Origin of the sequence: Psychrobacter sp. APC 3279 (assembly GCF_030407795.1) — a bacterium.
Lineage (GTDB): Bacteria > Pseudomonadota > Gammaproteobacteria > Pseudomonadales > Moraxellaceae > Psychrobacter.
On sequence record NZ_JASDCR010000010.1, the window covers coordinates 1 to 26473 of the forward strand.

18 protein-coding genes are annotated in these 26473 nt (G+C 42.1%); 3 read left to right on the forward strand and 15 right to left on the reverse strand.

The window, feature by feature from the left end; genetic code table 11:
* From QL898_RS06690 to QL898_RS06730, 9 genes are all read right to left on the reverse strand, one after another.
* A partial coding sequence (locus QL898_RS06690) for a transposase (protein ID WP_252962504.1) occupies window positions 1-163 on the reverse strand: 163 nt, incomplete at its 3' end.
* 74 nt (window positions 164-237) lie between these two features.
* The gene (locus tag QL898_RS06695; protein WP_290176251.1) at window positions 238-2679 is read right to left on the reverse strand and encodes a site-specific recombinase; all 2442 of its coding nucleotides are present in this window, start codon (window positions 2677-2679) and stop codon (window positions 238-240) included.
* A 237-nt stretch (window positions 2680-2916) separates the two neighbouring features.
* On the reverse strand, window positions 2917-4701 hold the full coding sequence (locus tag QL898_RS06700; RefSeq protein WP_057760379.1) for an acyl-CoA dehydrogenase C-terminal domain-containing protein: 1785 nt from the start codon (window positions 4699-4701) through the stop codon (window positions 2917-2919).
* A 348-nt stretch (window positions 4702-5049) separates the two neighbouring features.
* On the reverse strand, window positions 5050-6843 hold the full coding sequence (locus QL898_RS06705; RefSeq protein WP_290176252.1) for an acyl-CoA dehydrogenase C-terminal domain-containing protein: 1794 nt from the start codon (window positions 6841-6843) through the stop codon (window positions 5050-5052).
* 682 nt (window positions 6844-7525) lie between these two features.
* Entirely contained in the window at window positions 7526-9238 is a 1713-nt protein-coding gene (locus QL898_RS06710; RefSeq protein ID WP_290176253.1) for a sensor domain-containing phosphodiesterase, read from the reverse strand.
* Between the two features lie 173 nt (window positions 9239-9411).
* Complete coding sequence (locus tag QL898_RS06715) at window positions 9412-10308, reverse strand: 16S rRNA (uracil(1498)-N(3))-methyltransferase (protein WP_290176254.1); 897 nt, start codon at window positions 10306-10308, stop codon at window positions 9412-9414.
* Between the two features lie 300 nt (window positions 10309-10608).
* The gene (gene metF, locus QL898_RS06720; RefSeq protein WP_290176255.1) at window positions 10609-11457 is read right to left on the reverse strand and encodes a methylenetetrahydrofolate reductase [NAD(P)H]; all 849 of its coding nucleotides are present in this window, start codon (window positions 11455-11457) and stop codon (window positions 10609-10611) included.
* Window positions 11458-11470: 13 nt separating this feature from the next.
* The gene (gene ahcY, locus QL898_RS06725) at window positions 11471-12895 is read right to left on the reverse strand and encodes an adenosylhomocysteinase (RefSeq protein ID WP_290176256.1); all 1425 of its coding nucleotides are present in this window, start codon (window positions 12893-12895) and stop codon (window positions 11471-11473) included.
* A 352-nt stretch (window positions 12896-13247) separates the two neighbouring features.
* Window positions 13248-15170 carry a TonB-dependent receptor gene (locus QL898_RS06730; RefSeq protein WP_290176257.1) on the reverse strand — a complete coding sequence of 641 codons (1923 nt, stop codon included), beginning with the start codon at window positions 15168-15170 and terminating at the stop codon, window positions 13248-13250.
* Window positions 15171-15603: 433 nt separating this feature from the next.
* Between QL898_RS06730 and QL898_RS06735 the strand changes: the two genes are divergently transcribed.
* Window positions 15604-17592 carry a mechanosensitive ion channel family protein gene (locus QL898_RS06735; RefSeq protein ID WP_290176258.1) on the forward strand — a complete coding sequence of 663 codons (1989 nt, stop codon included), beginning with the start codon at window positions 15604-15606 and terminating at the stop codon, window positions 17590-17592.
* 60 nt (window positions 17593-17652) lie between these two features.
* Here QL898_RS06735 and QL898_RS06740 read toward each other — a convergent pair whose 3' ends face one another.
* The 5 genes from QL898_RS06740 to QL898_RS06760 all read right to left on the reverse strand — a co-directional run bounded on the left by QL898_RS06740 (window position 17653) and on the right by QL898_RS06760 (window position 22215).
* Entirely contained in the window at window positions 17653-18285 is a 633-nt protein-coding gene (locus QL898_RS06740; RefSeq protein WP_057760365.1) for a DNA-3-methyladenine glycosylase, read from the reverse strand.
* 207 nt (window positions 18286-18492) lie between these two features.
* Window positions 18493-19224, reverse strand: coding sequence for a Smr/MutS family protein (locus tag QL898_RS06745; RefSeq protein ID WP_057760364.1), 732 nt, complete (start codon window positions 19222-19224; stop codon window positions 18493-18495).
* Between the two features lie 107 nt (window positions 19225-19331).
* A complete protein-coding gene (gene trpC / locus QL898_RS06750; RefSeq protein WP_057760361.1) occupies window positions 19332-20201 on the reverse strand; it encodes an indole-3-glycerol phosphate synthase TrpC in 870 nt (289 codons plus the stop codon).
* A gap of 170 nt (window positions 20202-20371) precedes the next feature.
* Window positions 20372-21493, reverse strand: coding sequence for an anthranilate phosphoribosyltransferase (gene trpD, locus QL898_RS06755; protein WP_201548297.1), 1122 nt, complete (start codon window positions 21491-21493; stop codon window positions 20372-20374).
* 98 nt (window positions 21494-21591) lie between these two features.
* Window positions 21592-22215, reverse strand: coding sequence for an aminodeoxychorismate/anthranilate synthase component II (locus QL898_RS06760; RefSeq protein WP_290176259.1), 624 nt, complete (start codon window positions 22213-22215; stop codon window positions 21592-21594).
* Between the two features lie 828 nt (window positions 22216-23043).
* Here QL898_RS06760 and glnA point away from each other — a divergent pair.
* Complete coding sequence (glnA, locus tag QL898_RS06765; RefSeq protein ID WP_057760355.1) at window positions 23044-24453, forward strand: type I glutamate--ammonia ligase; 1410 nt, start codon at window positions 23044-23046, stop codon at window positions 24451-24453.
* Window positions 24454-24655: 202 nt separating this feature from the next.
* On the forward strand, window positions 24656-25399 hold the full coding sequence (locus QL898_RS06770) for a DUF4124 domain-containing protein (RefSeq protein WP_290176260.1): 744 nt from the start codon (window positions 24656-24658) through the stop codon (window positions 25397-25399).
* Window positions 25400-25494: 95 nt separating this feature from the next.
* Here the strand turns inward: QL898_RS06770 and QL898_RS06775 are convergent, their stop codons facing one another.
* Complete coding sequence (locus tag QL898_RS06775; RefSeq protein WP_102091728.1) at window positions 25495-26211, reverse strand: SIMPL domain-containing protein; 717 nt, start codon at window positions 26209-26211, stop codon at window positions 25495-25497.
* Window positions 26212-26473 lie beyond the last annotated feature (262 nt).

Consider the following 26473-nt stretch of genomic DNA (forward strand, 5'->3'; position numbering starts at 1 on the left):
CAATAAGCTTGCCTTGATTGGCTTTGTTCTGCCAGTTCGATAACGTTTGCATCGCTATGCCAAGTTGCTTGGCTGTGGCTGAAACATTACCGTTATTGTCTGCTATTTTCTTAACGGCTTCTGCTTTGAATTCGTCACTGTAGGTTCTTACTTTCTTGGTCATGGTAAACTCCAGTTAATACGCTTAGTTTACCAAGTTTAGTTGTACGGTTTCTTCAGCATAGCTCAACTACCTATTTAACTAGGCAGCTTTGGTGGTTTTTTAGGTTTTGGTAAAGGGGTTTTGGCATCGCCAGTCGGCTTATCATCAGGATCAGTATGATATTCTTCATCGAGGTTATCGCTATTGACGACACTTATTGTTTTGGTCGTCTTATCATACTGAATATCATCGGTATAAGGAACATTGTTCAGCTCTTCATCAGTCAAACCATCATCTAGATCCACGACTTTTTTTGGAGAGTTGTGAGGCTGAGTGTGATCACCTTCTGGTTGACTGTCGTAATATATGTCTGTACTTGTCTTTGAGTTTTGAGCTTCATTTTGCTTAGACTCAGGCAGTATTCTGACATCAGATAATCGGCGAACCACATAATTGCTTGGTATCGCCTTTCCGTTCTTTTGTGCTGAGGTATCGTCAAATATCATGTGCCCTTGACTATCGATACGCGGATAGTCCATCGGCTTATCACGTGGCCAAAAGAAGTCAGAAGGGTGGCTAATGATGTGACCGAACACCAGTTTGGTAAGGCGACTCCACTCAAAAAACCGCACTTCTTTAGAGCGTAGGGCAACAAACAGTGCCAGTGAAAAGCTGACTATGAGGTTGACCATACCGATGAGGGCTACGCCAAGTACAGAAATTAAAATGAGACTCCAGTTTATTTCATCAGCAGATATATTGAAAAGTCCATGTGCCAAGTTGGCCGAGGCAAAAGCAATATGGCGAATATCAATAGGTAAGCCAAAGATATAGCCGATGGTTGCTGTACTACCTAAGAATACGCCGAATAAAAAGTTGCCCATAATAGCGCCTAGATTGGCTTCTATAAAGCCGCCCAAACGCTTGAGCCATGATTGAGGCAATATATATTTTAAGAACCTATGACGCTGTATACGTGCACCCACATGGTTATACACTGCTAGATTGTCATAGTATCCTGCAATGAGACCAGATAAGAACAGATAAACACCAGCGATGGCAGCGTGAGGGAGCGCTAACGAGCGAAACGGGTCTAGATCGTGTAGTAAATGACCAGCTTTTTCTGAATCAATCATTGGTGCGCCTGTATACTGTAACCAGGCAAAGGAAATAATAAGCGCCACAGGCACAGCCAACATCACGTTACCCATGATAGCAACGAACTGAGTCCGCAAAATATCAACGACCAGTTCTGATAGCTTGGTTAGCTGATGTGATTTTTTACCAGAGCCTTCAGAAATGGTAGAGGCAATCGCAGCCGCGGTCATGGCTGGCTGCTTGGTCGCGACTGTGCCACGAATAACATGAATAAATACGAAACCCAAACCATAGATCATACTGTTGATAAATGCTCGTCCCATAGGGGCGAGTGCTAAATGGTAAGCCAATATCTTGATGGTGGCCATAAATGCAATGAAAAAGCCACCAATAGAGGCTTTTTTGAACATTTTTTGGTAACCAGCTTTATCGGTACTAATATAATGCTCGCCGACGCGACTGGCATTTTCTGTGACTTTGCGAGAGAGTAGTTTGGTATTGTTATCAATTAAATAACCAATACTATAGCGCTGATTGGCCGTAGTGATGAGCGCCTGTATCAGTTCGATAACAGCACGATCTCGCTTTTGATTATCGTCTGTAACCAACTCAGTTAAAATCCGCATACGCTGCAAGCTTTGATCTAAACGCAGCATCATATTAGTCAAACGAATAGAGATACCGGTCTTATAAATCCGCTTGCGTACGGTAGCGACGATATCTTCGCACTGCTCAATCATAACCAATAGCGGTGCAGGATCGACTGCTTGCTCGGGCGTAATATCTGTCAAGGTATCCAGCTCATGTGCTTGACGATATTGATTGACAAAGAGTACAGCTTCTTGATTTTGTGCAACAAAAGACGCTGAGTAGTTCAGTATCTGCGGATATGCCTCCATTAAATCAGGATGCAAGCCGATACCGCTGATGCGATAAGACAAAACGATAATGGCGTTTAAAATACTGTTTTTTGCAGTAGCGACTAGATTTAAGTGTTTCTCTTCTACGCGAACCAGCTCAACCAGTTTGTCCCATTTTTCCTTTTCAATATTGGCAAGCCAACGTTCATCAGAGCGCTTGTCAAATAGATAGCCTACCAGTTCTACGACAGAATCGTCTTGTGGTAGTAATGGTAAAAATCTATGGCCAATCAAACGGCGTAAACTGTTAAAGAACCCTTGGTCAGACATGATACCAGTGTCGGTATACAGTGCGATTTGCCGATATTGGATAATCAGTTTTAGCACAAAACTAGACAACCCATCTCCATATTCTGGATGTTGATGTATGATGTCAATAAGGGATTGAATTTTTTCGTTGGCCAATGCAGGTTCTTTATCACTGACTCGTAGCTCATCAATCAAGCGTTTGAGTACCGCAGGATCTGGCACGTCGCTCAAGGCGGTAATCTGTTGTAAAATGCGTTTTAATTCTGACACGTCGCACCCTTTATCATGGTTGTTTCAATCGTTTTTATTATTTAAATCGGTATAAGTGGTTGAGTGATATTTGCCAATCGTTCAATTGTAGTCGAGCGACATCTTGTCTTGCGTTATTTTAATCGGAACTGCCAATTGATATTGAATTATTTTGTTAGCAGTTATTTTGACAAAAAAAAGGACAGTAACACGACTGTCCTTTTAATCAAGGTATTTTAGGTTAGTTTTAAAGCTAGCTTAGCTTGCAGGAACATCGAAATAAGCAAGGTCAAAGTTCATCATTGGGTCACTACCAGCTTTGACCATTTGTGCATGAGCATCGATACGCGGTAAGACACGACCAACGAAGTAATCTGCAAGCTTGGCTTTGTTGGTATAAAACTCACCTTCTTTGCCATTAGCAGCTTCCACCATCAACGCAAACATGTATGAGTAAGCAAGGTAGCCAAACGCATGCATGTAGTCAACCGCACAGCCATTGATTTCGTTTTTGCGTTCGCCGATATTGTTAAGCACAGTGGTGGTTAACTCTTCGATGGTATCCGCAGCATCTAGAGTAGCTTGCTTGATAGCATGGTCTGCTTGCATATTGTTAACGAAGTCACGAATCTCACCCAAGAAATGAGTGACGTACTTACCATTGTTACGAGCAACTTTACGACCTAATAAGTCAAGCGCTTGAATACCGTTAGTCCCTTCATAAATCTGCGCAATACGTGTATCACGAACGATCTGCTCCATACCCCATTCGCGGATATAGCCATGACCACCAAAGACTTGCTGACAATCAACAGTGGCTTCCAGTGCTTTATCAGTCAGGAACGCTTTAGCAACTGGTGTCAGTAGGGCAACACGAGCTGCAGCCGCTTTGGCTGACTCAGGATCGGTACTAAACTTCTCTTCATCAAGGTTTTTGGCAACGTACATCGCAAAACAGCGTGACGCTTCAGTGTTTACTTTGGCGTTCAATAGCATACGACGGACGTCAGCATGATGGATAATAGCATCAGCGGGTTTTTCTGGGCTCTGTAGCTGGGTATCGCTACGGCCTTGACCGCGGTCATTGGCATATAACGCTGCATTTTGATAGGCAAGCTCAGAACCACCAAGGCCTTGCAAGCCCATAGTGACACGCTCGTAGTTCATCATGATGAACATTGATGATAGACCAGTGTTTTCCGCGCCAACCATCCAGCCTTTAGCGTTATCAAAGTTCATGACACAAGTCGCAGAGGCTTTGATACCCATTTTGTGTTCGATAGAGCCTACCGCTAACGTATTGCGCTCGCCTAAGCTACCATCTGCATTGACCAAGAATTTTGGTACGACAAATAGTGAGATACCTTTTGAACCTTCTGGTGCATTTGGTGTTTTTGCCAATACCAAATGAATGATGTTGTCAGTAAGGTCATGCTCACCACCAGTGATAAAGATTTTGGTACCAGAGATATCATAGCTACCATCATCATTAGGCACGGCTTTGGTTTTGATAATACCCAAATCAGTACCAGCATGCGGCTCTGTCAAGCACATGGTGCCAGCCCATTCGCCGTTGTACATTTTTTCTAGATAAGTTTGCTTTTGCTCTTCAGAGCCAGCTGCATTTAAACAAAGTGTCGCACCGACTGTTAGGTTTGGATACAGGGCAAATGATTGGTTGGCAGTGAAAACCATCTCTTCGGTGAGCATGGTAACCATTTTAGGGAAGCCCTGACCGCCGTATTCAGCGTTACCGCTTAAGCCGACCCAGCCGGACTCAGCATATTGCTTATAGGCTTCTTTGAATCCTGTCGGAGTCGTGACGACGCCATCACCTTCGAAAGTTGCGCCTTCTTCGTCACCGCTACGGTTAATAGGAAGTAGAATGTTTTTTGACAGTTTTCCCATTTCTTCTAAAATCATATCGACAGTTTCCATGTCGACATGAGCCAAGTTTTCGTTGTTTTGCCAAAACTCTGGCGCCTTGAATACGTCATTTAAGATAAAGCGCATGTCATTAAGAGGGGCATTATAAACAGCCATAAACATTCCTTTGGTTCAAATAATTAAAATTGAAGTTGTTAAGATTATCAACTGTTCTTTTGGTATAACCTTAGCGATTAATAATCAAAGTTTAACAAATAAGCTTGTGAGCGAGTGTATTTCTTCGTGAATTGTGCGTACACCAAAAGTTAGCAGCGGCTATTGAAGTGCTTACAGACACCTCACTGATAATTATAATGTAAGAAGGTAGGCGGGTCGGTACTTATAGACTGTTGCTACAGTCAAAACTATGTTGATAGTTATTATAAGCATACGCAAAACAAAGCGGCAACACACCGAAGTATATTGCCGCTCAAGATTATACGATTACGAAGTTTAGCGCTTTAATTAAAAGGCAAACTGATCAACGTCCATGCTCATGTATGGCTCTACACCAGTGCTGATACGCTGTACGTGCGTAGTAGTACGTGGCAATAGCTTAGCAAAGTAGAACTGAGCCGTTTTAACTTTAGCGTCATAGAATGCTTTTTCGCCAGTACCGTTTGCGATAGCAGTTTGAGCAACCAGTGCCATGCGTGCCCATAAGTAGGCTAGGGTCACATAACCGCTGAAATACATATAGTCTACCGCAGCGCCGCCGACAGCATCTGGCGTTTCAGTTGCTTGCATACCGATGCGTGCAGTTAAATCGCCCCATTCTTTAAGATGCTTGGCAAGTGGGCGGATAAACTGACCCATCTCGTCATTTTCTTTGTTTTCTTCACAGAATTCTTGGATAACGTTTACAAAGTTCGCAAGTAGCTTACCTTGTGAACCCAAGACTTTACGACCTAACAAGTCAAGCGCTTGAATCTCTGTGGTACCTTCGTATAAGCAAGAAATGCGCGTATCACGCACGTTCTGCTCCATACCCCATTCACTAACGAAACCATGACCACCATAAACCTGAATACCATGGTTGGCAGCTTCCAGACCTGTTTCAGTCAAGAACGCTTTAGCAATTGGTGTCAGTAGTGACAACATTTGGTCAGCAAACTTCAACTCTTTGCCTTCGCCTTTTGCGACGGTATCTGCAAAGTGTGAGAGATAATACACTAGCGCACGACCACCTTCAGCAAAGGCTTTTTCAGTCAATAGCATGTTACGAACCGCTGGATGTACGATGATAGGATCAGCGGCTTTTTCTGGTGCTTTCGTACCTGATAGTGAACGCATCGCTAAGCGGTCTTTTGCATAAGTCAATGAACCTTGGAACGCATACTCTGCTGCAGTCAAACCTTGTACAGCAGTACCGATACGTGCCACGTTCATGAAGGTGAACATGCACTGTAGGCCGCGGTTTTCAGGTCCAATCAAGTAACCCGTTGCACCATCGAAGTTCATGACACAAGTTGCAGAGGCTTTGATACCCATTTTGTGTTCGATAGAGCCACAAACGACATTGTTGCTTTCGCCAATGCTGCCATCTGCGTTGACCGTCATTTTAGGAACGATAAACAATGAGATACCTTTGGTACCAGCAGGCGCGCCTGGTAGACGAGCCAATACAATGTGGATGATGTTGCTAGTTAGATCATGCTCACCGGCAGAGATGAAAATCTTTTGACCAGTGATGCTATAGCTACCATCTTCTTTAGGCTCAGCTTTGGTACGGATAATACCCAAGTCAGAACCCGCATGCGCTTCAGTAAGACACATGGTGCCTGACCATTCGCCAGTAACCATTTTTTCTAAATAAGTTTGTTTTTGCTCGTCAGTACCATGATGCTCGATGGTTTGGATGGCACCATGTGAGAGGCCAGGGTACATAGAGAATGACCAGTTAGCCGTACCAACCATTTCATTGATGACAGTAGACAATGAGAACGGCATGTTTTGACCGCCAAAATCTTCTTCAGCTGATAAAGCAGGGAAGCCAAGCTCACAATACGCATCATAAGCTTCTTTGAAGCCTTTTGGCGTGGTGACCTTACCATTGTCAAACTTACAGCCTTCAGCATCACCGCTTTGATTCAATGGTGACAGTTCGTTTTCAGCAAAGCTTGCAGCCATCTCAAACAGGCTGTCCATTAGCTCGCGGTCAGCTTCTTGGAACGCAGGCAAAGTTTTGTAGTGGCTTTCACTATCGAGTAGTTCATGCATAACGAATTGGATATCACGTAAGGGCGCTTTGTATTGCATAACTTCCTGTCCTTTTTGGAATGTAACCGAGTATAGCCAATAATGAGCATATGGTCGCACTATCCTCTAGTGCGTTATTCTTACCTAGCCAATCTGAAAATCTAAATAAAGGATAAACAGTAAAGCAGGTTAACCATGCTATCGATTACATAAAATAGTGTTAAAAAGAGTGGTGATTGTCAGAGTCAATGAGAGATTAAATGTGCTCTAACAAATTCACTATAAAAGATAGGCTTTCATAGGTGATTATACAAGTTTGGTGATAGGACTGATAAGTCATGAACCTATCTTGCATCGGTTATGCAATCGACGTTAGGCGCTAGGAAACAGCAGCATTAAGCATATGAAAACTTTAATGTTACTAAGATAGGTAGTCCTCTATATGACCAGTATTAACGTGAAAAAACGACGGCCAAAAAAATAGCGTTTGCCAGAAAGACAAACGCATTAGTATAAATTACAACATTATTTGGTATAACCGAGCATGTAAGTTATTTCACAGATATGTACGCGATAAACCGTAATAAACATTAAACATGATCGTATGCTAGGAATCTGAACATATAGTCGATCCAATTTAGAAGTAGTACAAGGCAACCGAGTGCAGATGGAACTGTAATACTTTTATAGTGGATGACTATAGTAGTTTATGATTAATAACTTATAACGAATAATTTAGCGTTTACTCAGCAGCGTTTTGCTGAATCAACATCGCAGTAGCGACATCAGCAGCCACGGGTTTGCTAAACCAATAGCCCTGCCCATTTTTGCAACCCATATCTAACAATACATCACGCTGCTGCTCAGTTTCGATACCTTCAGCAACGACCTGCATGTCTAAAGCGACTGCTAAGTCCAAAATGGCTTTTACAATCGCGTGCTGGGTACGATCGGTTTCAATATTGGAGATAAAGCTCTTATCGATCTTGATAAAATCAAATGGGTATTCTTGCAAGTAGCTCAATGATGCATAACCAGTACCGAAATCATCGAGCGCTAGACGTACGCCAAGCTCTCTAAGCGAGTTAAGCTGTTTTTTTACATTGTCATGACGCTGAATCAAAGACGACTCGGTCACTTCAATATGCAATTGATGGGCAGCAACGTCATTCTCTGTCAGTAGTGTGCTGACCATATCAAAGAAGTCAGGGTGGCTAAATTCCGCGGCATCAGCGTTGATACAGACGTGTTGATGAAACCCTTGCTGTTGCCAAACGGAGAGTTGTTTGACAATTTTAATGGCCATTTGCGAAAACAAATCAAAGGAGAGCTTGTGCGCGATAATGGCATTGATGAAATGAATGGGCTTGAGTAATCCGCGAGTAGGGTGTTGCCAACGTACCAATGCTTCAAAACCTGTGATAGCCCTAGTCTCCAATGAGAACTTTGGCTGATAATAAGGAACGAATTGACCTTCAAGGGTAGCAGTCCTAAGCTCAGACTCTAACTCTAAGCTACCAGCGGTAGCGCTTTCAATGGCTTCATCGTACCAGCGAATATCATCGCCACCCTGCTGCTTGACATAGTCCAATGCTTTTTCTGCTTTGGTCAATAAACCCGTTACTTCGTTATCGTCTTTTGGAAAACAGCTCACACCCACAGAAATATGGTAATAGATATTTGCATCTGTCGCATGGCTCTTGTCAGTAGAGAAGGGGCGTTCACACATTTGCATGAGTGTGTCTAGCTGATGACGTACCATATTGGCATCTTTAACTTCAAACAGTAGCGCAAAATCATCACCACCAAAGTGAGAAAAGGAGCGTAAATTATGCAGTTTGAGCTTTTCGATTTCTTCTACAAAGTTTTTTATTAAGTCATTGGCACCATCAGGCCCTAGTAAGCTGGCAAGATTGCGATAACGATCAATATTTAAGCGTACAAGGACAACCTCTTGGTAACTATCTAATAGCATGTCACTCGTCTGACTCAAAAACACCTTGCGGTTAGGAAGACCTGTGAGCTGATCATAGTTGAGTAAATGCGCGACCTGTTTTTGGTCTTTGATAACGGATGACATGTCACGCAGCATACCTACATGGTAAGCTGTCTGCTCGACATAAATCTTGCGATAAGTGACATGGCAATCAATAGGCTCGCCATAACGATTGATCATCGAAAAATCAAGTTCGTAAAATCCATGACGGTCAAGGTTTTTACTGATGTCTTTCAAAATCAGCTGCTCTGCTTCTGATAGAAACTCAGCAGCATAAATACCAAGGGGCCGACCAACCAAGAACTCTTCTTTGTAGCCAATTATAAGCTCATAACTGGCATTAACCGCTAAATAACGTAAATTATTATCTAGTACAAATATGGCGTCTTCAAGTTGTTCACATAGCGTACTCATCAACTGCTGCTTGATTGATACTGGAAGAGTGTCAAAATTACTCATAATAGTGGCTCACAAAAGATAAAGGCTTATAAAAATAAGAACTGCATTATCAATTTATTTACATTGAGTTGACATCGCGTTTTACCATGTACGATGAAGAACAGACGTTATTTTTGACTATAAGCATAAAAGATGAAAACTACGATAGTCTTACTAGTACTTATCAGTTTTTACTAGGTGTTTAAAGCATGTAAAGTAGCTAATGCTACTACTGGTGCAGTTTCGGTACGCAAGACTCTTGTGCCGATTTGCCAACGCTCAAATCCAACACTTTCCGCTTGCTGACATTCATCTTGACTCAGACCACCCTCAGGCCCGATCAACAGTTTGATATAAGGGGTCTGTTGTTTAAGAATATCAGATAGAGCGTTAGGCATGGCAGGTTGTCCTGCTGCTGGTACACTCATTTGCATACATAGATCTGCAGCGTTTGCTAATACTTGGTAGTAAGGATCATGACTAAGCACATAAACGATAGAACTGACGGCCATTTGCGCCTTCGTAACGTCAGTAGCCATAGCCTCAGTAGTCTTAGCGTCAGAATTGGTATTGCTTAGCCATTCGTTGATAGATTGTGGCGCAAGAATAAGAGGTGGGCGGTTAAGGCCGCATTGTTCACAAGCTGCGATCGCTACTTGTTGCCAATGTGCCAGTTTCTTTTCAACTTGGGCAGGTTTTAATGTGACTTCACCGTGGTGGCTGCTGAGCAACTGAATGGCAGTCACTCCAAGCTCAGTTGCTTTTTGAATAGCATAGTCCATACGCTCACCGCGGCTCATTACCAAACCAATCTGAGTGATAGTAGGCGGCGTACGATCGTCGTCTATATGTATAAGCAAAGTAGCAGTGGCATTTTTTTTACTGATTGCCTGTAGCTCTACTGTATATTCGCCGCCAAATCCATCGAACAAAATCCCTTGATCACCAATATTGGCTCGTAGTACACGGCACCAGTGATGGACTACACTATCTGGCAATTCGACATTGCTACCTAGCGGTAACTCACCCAATTTAGGTAGTGCTGAGGCATCAGCGTTGTCGTTATTAACGGCATAAAAAAAACGTCGCACGTGGTCTTATTCCTATTATTTGATTGAGTATAGTTATTATTAGACCTATAGAATATCACTTGAGCCAATTAATGACATTTGTTTTATGAGAATTTTTCTTAATAAAGAAAATTATTTTTAGAGCAGCATTATTACACAGTGAAGAAATTTTTAAAAATCAAATAAGATAAAGTGTATGAACAAAACGGTAAAGGGTTATTGGTCAAAATTTTGACAATAAAAAACTGGCGCTCCTAGAAGCGCCAGTCATTGATAATGTATTCAGGAATGATTAAAGGATATTCTAGAATGCTTACAAGTTTAAGCGGTCAATCCCAAAGCTTCTACTAAGCGTTTGTTTGGCTCAACTTTGTTCATGCTATAAAAATGCATGGCAGGTACGCCCTCGGCAATCAAGCGTTCACACAAGCGATAAACCACATCAAAGCCAAACTCACGAATAGCCTTACTATCGTCACCAAAATCCGTCAACTGCTTACGTACATAGCGCGGAATATCGGCGCCACAGCTATCAGCAAAACGCAAGAGATTGCTTGAATTGGTAATTGGCATGATACCAGCGACCAAAGGCTGAGCTACCGTGTCAATACCGCGTTTCTCTAACTTATCACGCAAGTACAGATAGCTGTCAGCGTTGTAGAAAAACTGGGTAATCGATGCATTGGCACCAGCTTGGTATTTATTTACCAAGTTATCGATATCAAACTCAAAGCTACGCGCTTGTGGGTGCATTTCAGGGTAGGAGGCCACTTCGATATGGAAGTGATCTCCTGAGTGCTCACGAATGTACTTTACCAAATCTACCGCAAATGGCAGCTCACCCATGCCAACTTGACCTGAAGGCAAGTCGCCACGCAATGCAACAAGACGTCTGATGCCTAAGCTTTTGTAAAACTCAAGCAACTCAGCGATCTCAGACTTGTCATCACCGATACAAGACATATGCGGCGCGATTTCAGTGTCACCACGCGTACTTAGTGCCTGTACGATATCTAAGGTGCGGCTACGGGTTGAACCGCCCGCACCGTAGGTTACCGAAAAATACGCCGGTGACAACTTATTCAGCTCATCATAAGTGCCAAGAAGCTTTTCGTGACCTTGCTCGGTTTTTGCAGGAAAGAACTCAAAGGAGAAAGCAGGCTTACTCACAGTCAGACTCCTTTTAGTATTTATAAGCGTCAGGCTTGAATGGACCTTCAACTGGCACACCCAAATACTCAGCTTGCTTTTCAGTTAGTTTAGTTAGCGTACCGTTAAAGCCTGCAACCATCGCAGCGGCCACTTCTTCGTCTAATTTCTTAGGCAATACTTTTACGTATAAGTTGTCAGTACGTTGGTCAGCTGGCAAATCAGCAAATTTTTCTTCGAACAGATACATTTGAGCCAATACTTGGTTAGCAAATGAGCCGTCCATCACGCGTGATGGGTGACCAGTAGCATTACCTAGGTTTACTAGGCGACCTTCGGCAAGTAAAATCAAGTAATCGTTTTCATCATCTGAGCGGAAGATTTGATGCACTTGTGGCTTGATCTCAACCCAGCGCCAGTTGTCACGCATAAACTGAGTGTCGATTTCGGTGTCAAAGTGACCGATGTTACATACCACAGCACCAGGTTTAAGGGCTGCTAGCATATGTCTATCACAAACATGGTAGTTACCAGTAGTCGTGACGATCATGTCAGTGTCTTCAAGCAAGCGCTTGTTGATGCTGGCCGCGCCGCCAGTATTGTCACCGTCGATGTATGGTGATAATACTTCAAAACCATCCATACATGCTTGCATAGCACAAATAGGATCAACTTCTGAGACACGTACGATCATGCCTTCTTGACGTAAGCTTTGTGTAGAGCCTTTACCTACATCGCCGTAACCAATAACCAAAGCGCGGCGACCAGCAAGGAACATATCGGTAGCGCGTTTGATAGCATCGTTTAAGCTATGACGGCAACCGTATTTGTTATCATTTTTAGACTTGGTAACTGCATCGTTGACGTTGATGGCTGGTACTTTAAGTGTACCTTTACCAAGCATTTCAACCAAGCGATGAACGCCAGTAGTGGTTTCTTCTGAGATACCATGGATGTTATCAAGAAGCTCTGCATAATCGCTGTGAATCAAAGCAGTCAAATCACCACCATCATCCAAAATTAAGTTAGCATCCCAAAGTTGGCCTGATGCTTCGCCGCCAACATGGACTTGCTGACGTAGGCACCATTCATACTCTTCTTCTGTTTCGCCTTTCCAAGCATAGACAGAGATACCAGCAGCAGCAATTGCAGCAGCAGCATGGTCTTGAGTTGAGAAGATGTTACATGATGTCCAGCGTACTTCAGCACCTAGCGCGACTAATGTCTCGATAAGTACGGCAGTCTGAATAGTCATGTGGATACAGCCAGCGATTTTTGCGCCTTTAAGCGGCTGGTCGGCTTCGTAGCGACGACGCAAGCCCATTAGGGCAGGCATTTCGGCTTCAGCAAGGGTGATTTCACGACGGCCGTAATCAGCAAGGCTGATGTCAGCGACTTTGTAGTCAGTGAAAGAGGGATCGATCGTATGGGCAGATGGTGTAGTAGACACTGCGTCCATAATATGCTCCTATCAGTGGTTAACGAATGATAAAAAGAATAAAAACGCAGGTGCCGTTGTTTGCGCTGTGAGCGACCAAAAATATGGACTCTCGACAGTTAACCGAGCCTAACATAACCTGTGATTGCATAATTATAGAATGTTAATGCAGTAAATCACTGTTATGGCGCAACACCTCTCGGAGGTCGTTATTGTAATAGATGAGTGGTTAATTGTCACCTATTGACTGAGATAAATGATAAGCAATCATGGCATAAGTACCAGTATGTTTTTCATAGGTATAAAAAAAGGCCACCTGTAGATGACCTTTTATATTTACATAAGCGCTAGAGTTTTATAGTGCTAAGTCAGCTTAGTACCAGTTGTAAGTTAGAGAGGTAAAGTAGTTAGTGCCGTCAGTGCTGTATTCTGTGCCGAACTGATTAGATAACGTGTAATCTTCGTCAGTGATATTGTCAACGCGCAAATTAGCACGAAGATTAGGTGTAATGTAAACAGAGCCACTTAAGTTTAGTAAGGTGTAATCATCTAACTTAGTTGTATTTGCAGCGTCGGAAAATCTTTCGTCGGTATACTTAGCTTCTAATCGTACATCAAACTTTGGCTGTTGATAGCCTACATAAATTGAACCGCTATTTTTAGGGCGGTAAACGAGGTAATTACCATAAGTAGGCTCACCAAATGCAGGTTTTATAGGGTTTCTATCTTCTGCGTCTAAATAATTATATCCAAAGCCAAATAAGAAAGAATTGATTTGCCAATCTGACGTTAAACTTAAGCCTTTGATCTTTGCTTCTCCGATATTTTCCCCAGATGCTATTAAGTTTTCTGCATCAGTATGGTAACCAGTAAGTCGTGATAGCTGATTATCAGTGACATACTCCACGAAGATTTCGGTGTTCTTAGTGGTTTCAGGTTTTAAGTTTGGGTTTTCATAGCCTGGGAAGTATAGATCGTTAAACGTAGGAGCACGAAACCCTGTGGCATAACTTGTACCAATACGTACACCCTTCAACGGATGTATAGCAGCACCTATATTGTAGGTGCTTTCATTGCCATATTGGGAATTATCATCAACACGGTAATTAGCTTGCAAGTCGTAATACGTGTCGGCTAATTGGTAGCCGATAAAAGCACTTTTTATAGTGCGGCTATCGACATCGTATTCAGTAGTAGAGTCTATCTTTTGCTTTAGGTGTTCAAGTCCCAAAATCGCATGACCATCACCTGATTTAATTTGGCTCTCTAAACGTGCATGGTCTTGCTCAGTATCAAAAACAGTGCTGTTATTTAAATCATTACCATCTTCATAAGTAGAGATTTCATCGATACTACGACCATAGCTTAGCTTAGTAGTAGCAAGATCGTTAGTATGTTCAATAAATGCTGTTGCTGAACCATTTTTCTGATCACTATGAGCATCAGGATGTACAGCTCCAGTTGTCCAATCAGCAAAACCATCAAATTCAGACGTTGATTTGTTGTATAAAGCGCTTAGACCTGCTTTTACATTAGGTGCGATTTTTTTTGTCACAGCAAGGCTTGCGGAAGTCATATTAAATCCATCGTCATCTGGATTGAAATTGCTTCCAGTTTCGACAGCATTGAAACCATCAGTATCAGTATGACTAATGCCTAAGCTAAGCGTTGTATCTTGATTGGTAAATTGACCATTTACTCCCAAGTTATAGAGGTTGTGAGACCCTGCTCCCGCCGTGACTGAAACGTTGTTTTGCTCGATGTTAGAGCCTTTGGTAAATATTTGAATGACACCGCCCATAGCGTCAGAGCCATATATACTAGAGCCTGATGCACCATATAGTATTTCGATACGGTCAATTTGATCAGCAGAAAGTAAGTTTAATGCTGGCGTGCCTAAAGAAATAGAGCTATAGCGGATGCCATCAATAAGTACAAGTATCTGCTTGCTATCGTAACCGCGCATGTAAAAGTTACTAACACTTCCCATACCACCACTTTGAGTAATGTTGATGCCTGGTTGATTCTTTAATACATCTGTTACGGTTTGACCTTGATAACGTTGTAACTCTTCCTTATTAATTACTCGTGTTTGCGCAATTACATTACTTGTCTTAGTAGGTGTGCGAGTGGCTGTCACGACAATTTCATCAAGCTCAACTTGTGGTAGGTTACTATCGTTGATGGAAGTATTTTCAGAGGTAGCTGCCATTGCGGTATTTACTGCAAGTAAGCCAAGCGCGCTCAAAATACTTAAACGAAGATAGGTACGTGAAGATGCACGTGATACAGACATAGTCGATTCCAAAGTAATCAAGTTAAAAATGCAGAAATGAGAGGTAACTATTATGACGTAAAAGGGGTCAAAAGTTACAAAAAACAGTATATAAGCAAAACTGCGCTCATTATCTACAAATTAGCCTGCTTTATAAACTACTTTAACCTAATGTTTATTCAGGGTAGGCTGAATACTACTCATGTTAGCTTGCTAATAGTCTATTAAAAATTACTTTACTTAGATATTCTATGAGAACTTATTCAAGTTTATAAGATAAGCCTATTCTTAAAAATACCTACTATTAGAAGTGCACATAGAGTAAGAAACCAAATACCAATACAGTTAGCTACAAAATTGCTTAATCAAAAGCACTGCTGTTATAAATAATTGTTACTATAGTATGGACGCCACCTGTCATTTATCATGCCATTTTTAAACTAAGAGGTTTGTTTTGTCTATCAAGCATAATCTGACTCCCAGTCCTTCGCCTAATTTATTCTCTGCTATTACTAAAATGCCATTTATAGTCGCGATGCTATTACTGACTATACTGTTGAGTATTGCCTTGCCAAATAATGCCTATGCTGTCGAGGCTGGTGCGCTTGGAGTGGGTAATGACAGTAGTGGAGAGACAGTAAGTACGCCATTGCCTGATTCATTTGGCCGAGATACGCCGCGTCATACGGTACAAGGGTTTATCAGTGCGCTGGGTGAAAATGATTATTTGCTGGCAAGTAATTATCTCAACTTATCTAAGTCTGACAACCCAACGACCGTTGTGCGACAGTTCAAACAGGCACTAGATGCAGGAGGGCGTTTTCAGCCAGATCTACAGATTAGTAACACACCTGAGGGTAATCTAACTGACCAGCTGCCACCTAGCCAAGAAAATGTCGGTGTGATTAATATCGGAGAGCGAAGTGTTCCGTTACTACTCGAAAGAGTGGTCTCAAAACAAAACGAACAATATTGGCAATTCTCTAGCGATACGCTGACCTCAGTACCAGAAGTGATAGAAAATACTGAGCCGACCTTAGTCTCTCGCTATACAGTTGATTCTTTAGATGGCAAAAAGCTTTTCGGCTATCAGTTAGCTGACTTGGTCGCTGCGCTCACCATGATTGTGACCAGCTTTGTACTCACTTATGTCGCGGTATGGTTGCTGTACCATTTATTAAGGATTGTATATCCGCGTGTGCGTGGGACGCCGTTGCCATTACCAGACAAAGTTATTTTGCCATTATCTGTCGTGATCATGGCACTGATACTATCCGAGGTTATGGTTTATGCAGGGGTTTCGGTGACCCTGCGTGAGCCGGTCAATCGCTTTACGGATATAGCCTCTTGGTTGGCGCTGACTTGGCTACTATTGCGAGTGATCGATGCGATATTCACCCGAGCGGTAAATTTAAGCTACAAGAAAAACTATACTGAGCGAGTCTCAATTTTGGGGTTGCTGCGGAAAGTCGTCAAAGCGCTATTACTGATATTTGCAGTGATTGTCATTTTTGGCAATTTGGGTTTTGATTTGACCACTGGTATTGCGGCACTGGGTGTGGGTGGTTTGGCATTAGCCCTTGGTGCGCAAAAGACCATCGAAAACCTAGTTGGTAGTGTCGTCGTCGTCGCAGATTCACCTGTGCGTATCGGTGACTATTGTAAGTTTGGTACTTACGAAGGCACAGTTATCGACATTGGTATTCGCTCATCGCGTGTACGGACCTTGTCGCGGACGATTGTTACGGTACCAAATGGTGATTTTTCATCGATGCAGATCGAAAACTTTACCTCTCGGGATATGTTTCGTTTCTTCCATTACTTATATATTAAGCGTACCGCTGATCTTGACGTAATATTTAAAATGGTTAATGACTTGGATGAATTTATAAAAGAGCATGATTTGACCAATCAAGAATGGAATCAGGTCAATATTTTGGAGCTGCGCCAAGATTGCTATGTTATTCAGTTGCAAGCTTATGTGAATGCTATTGGTATCATTGAGTTCTATGACAAACAAAACGCTTTGTTTGTCGATATATTAAAGAAAGTCGCGAAATATAAAGTAGAACATGCATTGCCGACTCAGCAGTTGATTGTTAATCAAACGGAGCTTGAACATCATGTGGGAAGTAGCACTGATGAATCAGCAGCAGGAAATGAATCAGATAACAGTAGTAACTCTGCTAATAATGAAGTGTCTGATAACAAGGAAGTAAACACAAGCGTATACAGGAAAGATTACAACGACGATGGCGTTAATATTCGTAAAGATAGCGACAAGGCTAAAAATGATGTCGCAAGTCACCACAAATTCTCTATGGCGACCGTTAGCAGAAGTGGTGCGCTTAAGGCACTAAAGCATAAAAGTCATATGCTAAGAAAAAGTAAGTTTAAGCACACTAAAAACAAATCTGGTTTTTCTATATGGAACCAGCCTTAAAAGAGACTCTTTGCTCACGAGTGGTAGTGAATAACACTAGCTATGTCTTTGCTCAATTATTCATAAAGGTACTGCAGTTTTATCACGTAATGAGCCGTAGTACGACCAAAGCAATAGACTGGCAGCACTGCGACAAGGTGACCAGTGCTGAGTTAAGTCTTTTAGCTGCTTGGGTGTTGGGCGCTCTGCTAAGCCTAACAACTCCATGGCTGCAACTTTAATGGCTAAATCATCGACAGCGAGTATGTCTGCACGTTTTAGTGAAAATAGTAAATACATCTCAGCTGTCCAGCGCCCAATGCCTGTCACAGCTGTCAAGGTTGTTATGACTTCTTCATTTGGAAAGGTTTCTAACGCTGCAAAGTCTATATCATGATCCACTAAAGAGCGTACATAACGAGTTTTCTGCTTGGACAATCCCTGTGTCTTCAAAGTATCGTCTGTCGCTTCACGTATAGCTTGCGGGGTGATCAATTCTGCATCAACCAACCGTTTCCAAATACTGGCAGCGGCGGCAACTGATAACTGCTGACCTACCATCGCTCTCATCAACTGCTCAAACCCACCTGCGTTATGCCTAAGGTTAGGTGTGCCAACCTGCTTATGCACAGGAGCAAACCTTGGTTCAATGGTAATCAGTGTAGCAATCTGCCTTTCTAGTTCGTTGGTGTTTTCAATAGTATGTATGCTCATAGTGATTTCGCTTTGCTAATAAGAAGGTGTTCAAGTCAACATATTAATTCAGAATGAGAAGCTAACATTAAATGGAATGTACATGAAAGAGAGCGTTCATTAAAGGAAAAATTGTTGCAGTCTACCTCTAGACCATAAGTGATTGATAAAAAAAGGACTGCAAATAAGCAGTCCTTTTTATGTAGTACCGTATCACTAACAATAGACCTATTCACCATCTGCTTTAGGTTTTTTGAGTAGTACTAGTACAGCACCGTTACCACCATCTTTTGGTGGCGCAGAGCAAAAAGCTAATACTTCTGGCAATTGACGTAACCAGCCATTGATACAAGTTTTTAGAATCGCTTCGCTACCTTTACCATGGACGATTTTTACCATGGTTTCGTTTTTCTGCTTGGCTTGGCTCAATAGTTGAGTCATCGCTTCGCGAGCTTCTTCTATTGTACAGCCATGGATATCTACCGCATCATACCAACGCAGCTTGCCTTTTTTGAGCTGATCAAAGATTTTATTTTGCAGTGTAGGCTGCTTATAAGACAAATAAGCTTCAGCAGCGACAGGGTTCAGTAGTGCTTGCATATCTGACAAGCCTGCGCCTAGATCACTGGCTTCACTACCTTGAGCTGCAGCACGTTTTGATAGTGTCGCTGCATCAGGTTTACCTGCTCTAGCTGCGCTGGCAGGTGAGCGGACATTTTTGTCTTCTAGCTGATTGACACCATGCATGGCTTGCATAAATAGAACTTTATCGTCATCGATATGTTCACTATCTAGCTGCTTAACCGTCTTTTTTACTTGCTTTTGAGTCGGTAGCGATACCGGTTCAGTTGGCTTTTGATTCTCACCTTCAGGTGAATTGGTATCACGGCCTTTGCTCAGCTGGCCTTTGAGTTCTTTGAGCTGGTCTTGCATTTCTTTTGAAAACAGAGAGTTTGACATAAAAGTTAACGTATCGTTGATTGATGAATGGTTGATTGAACTATGTATATAGCATAGACATTGTTGAAGCTATTAGCATATATTTAAGCATAAATTATTGAGTTACTTTACCCGTCTGCTACGACGCCCGCAAGTAAGGATTGTAACGCTTGCCCTGGATGATCAGTTTTCATAAATTGCTCACCGATCAAAAAGTGCTGAATATCATTATTTAGCATCAAACGAATATCATCACTGCTATGAATACCACTCTCGGTCACGATAAGTGGTTTTTGTTCAGCACTATCAGTAGCAAGTGCGTCGTTTAAAATATTCTTAAGATCAAGCGTGGTTTGCAGGTCAACATCGAAGGTATTTAAATCACGATTATTGATACCGTAAATATTGTGTACTGAACGTGGCAACTGTAGCGCACGCTCAAGCTCAGATTTGGTATGCACTTCTATCAATACGTCCATACCAAGCTCAATACTGAGTGCATGTAGCTCTCGTACTTGGGCATCATCTAGGCAAGCCATAATGAGTAGGATGCAGTCAGCGCCCATTAGGTAAGATTGATAGATTTGATAGACATCAATCATAAAGTCTTTACGTAATATCGGTAAGCTTGAGGTATTAGCCGCTTGAATAAGGTAGCTGTCATCGCCTTGAAAGTAATCACGGTCGGTCAATACAGACAGACAACTAGCGCCTGCTTGCTCATACTGCTGCGCAAATAGAGCAGGGGTAAAGTTATGATTGATAATGCCTTTAGACGGTGAGGCTTTTTTAATCTCAGCAATGATACCGATACCATTTTCTTTAGTGCCAGCAGCATGTAATGCCGCGGCAAAACCTCGACGCGGTTTATCATCAGCTGCGACCTGTGCTTTCAAGTCCTCTAAAGACAATGCTTCGCGAGCGGCTTTTACTTCTTCTACTTTGGTGGCGACAATGCGCTGTAGCACTGACGGTATGTCTGAATGGGTTGTGGTCATACTGGTATCCGAATATCGTTAAATGTAAATACAGTCAGAGAGCTATTAATAACTACTAAATGGCTACGGCGTTTCCCTTCCTAGATGTACGATTTGTACAATCTGTGGTCGGCTGCCTTGTATCCGTTTTAGATTTTTTTGACTATAGACAGTATATAAATGCGTATAGATTAACCTTGAGCGACTAGCTGTTGGGTATAGTTGGCTAAAGACTCAAGTTTGAGTAAAGAATCACCATTTTGAATGATTTTCTGTGCTCGGCTAACACCGTTAGGGTAGTTGCTGGCAAGTCCTGCGGTGTATATCGCGGCACCTGCATTTAGCGCAATCATGTCACGTGCTTTAAGTACGGCACGGTCATGAGTGTCGGCTCCAGATAGTGCAGCACGAATCAACTCAAGGCTTTGTGCTGGAGAGTCGACATCGAGGCCAATAAGGGTTTGAGATTCGATACCCGCATCTTCTGGCATCATGTCATAAACTGATATCTCGCCATCTTTTAGCTCAGCGACTGTGGTCGAAGTCGCAAGACTGATTTCATCAAGACCATCTTTTGCGCCTACTACCATGACATGACGTGCGCCTAAGTTTTTCATTACCTTAGCAATCGGCTCACATAACTGCGCGGTAAACACACCGATGACTAAGTTTGGCGTGCCAGCAGGGTTGGTCAATGGGCCCAAAATATTAAAGATGGTACGCGCTTTTAACTCACGGCGTACAGGGTTGGCGTAACGCATGGCGCTGTGATGATTGGGTGCGAATAAAAATCCAATACCTTGGTTTTCGATACAGTCTTTCGCCTGCTCTGGCGTGAGCGCAAGACTGATACCTGCTTGCTCAAGTAAGTCTGAGCTACCAGACTTGGTCGAAACGCCGCGATTGCCGTGCTTAGCAACTTGTGCACCAGCTGCCGCAACAACCAACGCCGATGCAGTCGAGACATTGAACAAGTTAGCACCATCACCGCCAGTACCAACGATATCTACCAAGTAATCGCAGTTCTTTGGTTCAATGTTGGCGGCTAGTGCACGCATGGCACTGGCAGATGCAGTAATCTCATCAATGGATTCGCCCTTCATACGTAATCCCGTCAAGATAGCGCCCATCATAGCGTCGCTACATCTACCTTGCATGATAATCAGCATCACTTGATACATCTCATCAAAGGTTAAGTCAATGTGTTGAAATATTCTACCCAAAGCTGTGGTTAGCAATTGATGTGTTTGCTCGTCAGACAATTTTGCAATACTCTCTGGCGTGTGCGTTTCTTCTATTTTTGTTGTACTCATTGTAGTCTCACTTACTATTATTTTTTATATGAATCTGTGTGAAATTTGGCATGGGTTTATGAAAGCAGCATTTTTTACCAAGGTGCTTTTAGTCAAATCTAGCCAACTTGTGGTAGCTCATCGGATGTCAGATTAGCCAAGCCATGAGTCTGTAAAAAGTTATTGAGCAATTGATAACCTGCTTCGCTCAATATCGACTCAGGATGGAACTGGACGCCTTCTACAGCCAGCTCCTTATGGCGAATACCCATGATTTCCTCAATACTACCATCGGCATTTTGTGTCCATGCGGTAAGTTCAAGGCAGTCTGGTAAGCTTGTCTTGTCAATGACGAGCGAATGATAACGCGTAACCTGTGACGGGTTAGGCAAGCCAGCAAACACACTTTGCTCGTTGTGATAGATAGCGGATAAGCGGCCATGCATGACTTCGCCAGCTTTGACCACTTGACCGCCAAAGGCTTGACCGATAGCTTGATGACCCAAGCAAATACCCAGTATAGGAATAATTCCTTTAAATGTCTCAATGGCTTGCAGCGAAATACCCGCACGGTTAGGATCGCATGGACCTGGGCCAATCACAATGACATCAGGTGCAAGGGTTTTAATCTGCTCAATGCTGACCTGATCATTACGCCAGACAGTGATGTCCTGCTTTAGCTCACCGAAGTACTGTACGATATTGTACGTAAAGCTATCGTAATTATCGATCATCAAAATCATTAAGGCTTCAACTTATCAGTTTTATTATATTTTTAACATGAAATTTGTTCTCACTGTTATTGAGTCACTTGATTGCCGAACATAAATAGCTATGACTATAACAGAGGGGGTTATTGCGCGCGGTTATCTTACCACTATTTTGTTTTCTATCAAATGTAGGGTACGGGCTATCTAAGTAAGCACCAAGTAAAAACACATTTTTTATTATTTTGTCGATAACGAGGATAGTTTGACCAAGGGTAATGTTATGAATTCAACTATTGGCATTGCACTATAAAATAGCATTTTAATAATAAATATATTTGTATTTGCACCAATTGAGTGCTTTTAGTTCTCAACTGGTGCTCTGATTAAGTGCTATTCTAGAACTGAGCTGGATGAGAATTAATTAATATATAACGATATTCATCGTATAAATCACTGTAAATATTGATAATTAAATCTATCCATGACTATATCTGTTATCAGAGCGTCAATACATTGGCATAGCCCTTGCATTATTGCTGTTATGATTATTTTTAAAGCCAAAAAACTGGTCTAAAAATAATTATTAACAAGAGCCCGAAGAATTCAGCATTATGAGTTGTATATTGCTAGAATGTCGTTAGGATTGAATTGGCGTATGTTAGACCATGTGCACAAATATTGGTCTGATTGAGTAAACGCTTTAGATGAGCATCTTGACTAATACGCAAAATAGTGCTGATAATAAGCATAATATCGAATGCGCTGTTTTAGTATTGAGAGCACATCTGACATTCTTGGACAAGAACATCATATTAATAATTTTAAATCGCAATTACGTGATCAACACAACGGAGACTATTCATGTCGAATAAACTATTAGATCTTATCCAATCCTCTAATGCTAAATGGGTTGATTTTCGCTTTACTGATACACGCGGCAAAGAGCAGCACATTAGCTTCCCAGCGCATACCGTTGATGAAGATGTCATGGAAGATGGCAAAATGTTTGATGGCTCATCAATCGCTGGTTGGAAAGGTATCGAAGCGTCAGATATGATCTTGCGTCCTGATCCAGAAACTGCTTTTGTTGACCCGTTCTTTGACGCGGTGACTGTGGTAGTGACTTGCGATATCATCGAGCCATCAACGCTACAAGGTTATGACCGTGACCCACGCTCTATCGCACGTCGCGCTGAAGAGTATTTAAAGTCTACTGGTATCGGTGATACTGCTTACTTCGGTCCTGAGCCTGAGTTCTTTGTATTTGACGATGTTAAATGGTCAGTCGATATGTCTGGCGTTAGTCATAAAATCACGGCTGAAGAAGCAGCATGGTCGACTAACGAGACTTACGAGTGGGGCAACATGGCGCATCGCCCACGTGTGAAAGGCGGATATTTCCCAGTACCACCAATCGATAGCTCACATGATATGCGTGCTGTTATGTGTGAACGCATCGAAGAAATCGTTGGTGAAGGTTCGGTTGAAGTTCATCACCATGAAGTTGCTTCTTGCCAGTCTGAGATCGGTGTTGCATTCAACACAATGGTACGAAAAGCGGATGAAGTTCAGCAATTGAAATATGTTGTTCATAACGTTGCGCATCAGTTTGGTAAAACAGCGACCTTTATGCCTAAGCCAATCGTTGGTGACAACGGTTCAGGTATGCACGTACATATGTCAATCTCAAAAGACGGCGTAAACACATTCTCTGGTGATGAGTATGCTGGTCTATCTGAAACAGCATTGTATTTCATTGGTGGTATTATCAAGCATGCTCGTGCGTTGAATGCGATTACTAACCCATCAACGAACAGCTATAAGCGCTTAGTACCTCATTATGAAGCGCCTATTAAGCTTGCTTATTCAGCATCTAACCGTTCAGCATCTATCCGTATTCCACACGTAAGCAGCCCGAAAGCGGTACGTGTAGAAGCACGTTTCCCTGATCCAACGGCTAACCCATACTTAGCGTTTGCTGCACTATTGATGGCTGGCCTTGACGGTATCCAAAACAAAATGCATCCAGGCGAAGCTGCTGACAAAAACTTGTATGACTTGCCACCAGAAGAAGAAGCACAAATCCCAACGGTTGCAGAGAGCTTAGATGTTGCATTGCAAGCACTGCGTGACGATCATGACTTCTTATTAAAAGGTGATGTGTTCACTGAAGACATGTTAGAAGCGTTTATCGCTTTGAAAGAAGAAGAAGTACAACGTCTGAACGTAACTGTACACCCTGTTGAGTTTGATATGTACTACAGCTGCTAATTAGTCGCTAAAGCACTCAGTTATTTTGAGTCGAAAAAACCAGCTAAGTTATTCTTAGCTGGTTTTTTTATGCGTATTAATAAAGTGTATCAGTCCAGTTGTCGAATTTTCTTTGAAATCGATACTGATTTCATGTCAAAACTCACGCATAATAGTTTGATAAAATTATATTAATAGTAGACACTATCTAGGTTGATGGATTATGACTTTATTAGCAAAACCGAGTTTCTTGAAGAGTAGGATTAGAGTTGGGTTATGGACTACGGTTGCTCTCGCTAGTCTTTGTACATCTCTCACGAATGCTGCACTTATTTATAAAGTGGTTGATGAGCAAACCGGTCAAGTCACCTTTACTGACCGTCCACAGGATTATGAGCAGCAGGCTGGTAAACAAGTCAGTCAAACGGCTATTACGACGGGTAAGGAGACGAGCAGGTCAACTAGTCTGAATACGACAACCAATTCTAATACAAGTCGCCAATCATCAAGTGCATCTCAGATAGCGACTACTACTGAGTCGCCTGCGATAAATACTAAGGTGACCACGCCAGTAAACTATCAGTTAGTAATTACTGAACCTAGCGAAGAGAGAGCTTATCGTCGTCCAGTACAGAATATCGATGTCAATGTGCAGATTAAGCCTGCGTTACAGGCAGGTGATAGTGCCCGTATTTATTTTGATGATAAAGAGGTTGCACAAGGTTTAAGTGCATCTATTGCTACTGTTGATGTTTTGCCAGGTGCTCATACAATCAAGGCGGTTGTACAAAGCGAAACTGGCCAAACACTTGAGCAAATCACACGTACTGTATACGTGATTCAAAATACAACCACATTGCAAGACAAGAAAAGAAAGGCAGCGCAGCTGTTGGCTTATCAAAAGTTAGCTTGGTATCAAAAATTGATGCTAAAACTGCGTCAACAGGAAGTTGCTCAGTCACAATAATGGTTTCAATAATGATTGAATATAAAGGCAAGCACCGTTAACGATGCTTGCCTTTTTTAATGTAAATCACTTATTTTATTTAACTATAAGCTGTTTTATTTAGTTAACTCGATAGTACCGTTAGCAGTCACCGAAATAGTGCTATTGCCAGACTCAAAGCTTTGGCTTGGTACTGACTCATCTGCCATTCCTGATTTCATGCTCATAGCGCTATACATCGGACGTGGGTAGTTGCTACCTGTGTTTAGGTTAACATTGACGACGCGATAGCCACGAGCATCCCACGCGCGGGTAAGGCTCTTAGCTTGCTGCTGAAAAGCGCGAGAGGCTTCGGTCATTAATTTTTGCTCTAGAGCATCCTTTTTGGTATCTGATACGCCAAAATTAAGATTGTCCATCACCAAGGTTTCTTGCAAATCAGCAATTAGTTGGCTAGTCGCTGAAAAGTCTGTACTTTTTAAGTCTATGTTTGCTTGACCTGTCCAGCCAATGATTTTATCGTTTTTGTCGTAGCGTGGATAGGTGCGCTGTTGCCCTGTGCTCACGGTCACGCTAGGGTAGCGCTTGGCGATTTTCATGGCATTGTTGATTGAAGTATTGAGCATTGTAGCTAAAGTCTTAGAGTCAGTTGCTTGTGCTTTTTTGTACAAGCTGGCGCGTACTTCGTCGTTCTGAATCTCTTCTTTTATTTCTGTCTGAAACGTTAGTTGATCATAGCCTGTTGGCTCTGCATGGGCGCTACCCATCATCGCTGTCATGAGACAAACCGTACCAGAAGCTAGTGCTGCTTTATTCAATAAAGTATTTTTCATTATTATCTCCTAATTTGATTCTAATAATATATAAATGACAATTATCAACGCTCATTTATACACGAAAAGTTGTCCCTATTGTTCTCTAGAAATCGACATGGGTACAACTTCATTCACTAAAATAGCAAAATTCATATAAGTTGCTGTGAGAATTTTGTGACCTAAGTTGCTGATATAATTTGTGCTCATATATTGCTGGCATGAGCTAATGAACTAAATGACAGTGTTATTTAGGGTCTAAAGCAAACAGTTTTAAGATAGG

Bases quoted from the DNA above. Each gene is read 5' to 3' on its own strand.
- QL898_RS06700 (WP_057760379.1), bottom strand. From the start codon at position 4,701: ATGGCTGTTTATAATGCCCCTCTTAATGACATGCGCTTTATCTTAAAT.
- QL898_RS06705 (WP_290176252.1), bottom strand. From the start codon at position 6,843: ATGCAATACAAAGCGCCCTTACGTGATATCCAATTCGTTATGCATGAA.
- QL898_RS06710 (WP_290176253.1), bottom strand. From the start codon at position 9,238: ATGAGTAATTTTGACACTCTTCCAGTATCAATCAAGCAGCAGTTGATG.
- ahcY (WP_290176256.1), bottom strand. From the start codon at position 12,895: ATGGACGCAGTGTCTACTACACCATCTGCCCATACGATCGATCCCTCT.
- QL898_RS06730 (WP_290176257.1), bottom strand. From the start codon at position 15,170: ATGTCTGTATCACGTGCATCTTCACGTACCTATCTTCGTTTAAGTATT.
- QL898_RS06740 (WP_057760365.1), bottom strand. From the start codon at position 18,285: ATGAGCATACATACTATTGAAAACACCAACGAACTAGAAAGGCAGATT.
- QL898_RS06745 (WP_057760364.1), bottom strand. From the start codon at position 19,224: ATGTCAAACTCTCTGTTTTCAAAAGAAATGCAAGACCAGCTCAAAGAA.
- trpC (WP_057760361.1), bottom strand. From the start codon at position 20,201: ATGACCACAACCCATTCAGACATACCGTCAGTGCTACAGCGCATTGTC.
- trpD (WP_201548297.1), bottom strand. From the start codon at position 21,493: ATGAGTACAACAAAAATAGAAGAAACGCACACGCCAGAGAGTATTGCA.
- QL898_RS06760 (WP_290176259.1), bottom strand. From the start codon at position 22,215: ATGATTTTGATGATCGATAATTACGATAGCTTTACGTACAATATCGTA.
- glnA (WP_057760355.1), top strand. From the start codon at position 23,044: ATGTCGAATAAACTATTAGATCTTATCCAATCCTCTAATGCTAAATGG.
- QL898_RS06770 (WP_290176260.1), top strand. From the start codon at position 24,656: ATGACTTTATTAGCAAAACCGAGTTTCTTGAAGAGTAGGATTAGAGTT.
- QL898_RS06775 (WP_102091728.1), bottom strand. From the start codon at position 26,211: ATGAAAAATACTTTATTGAATAAAGCAGCACTAGCTTCTGGTACGGTT.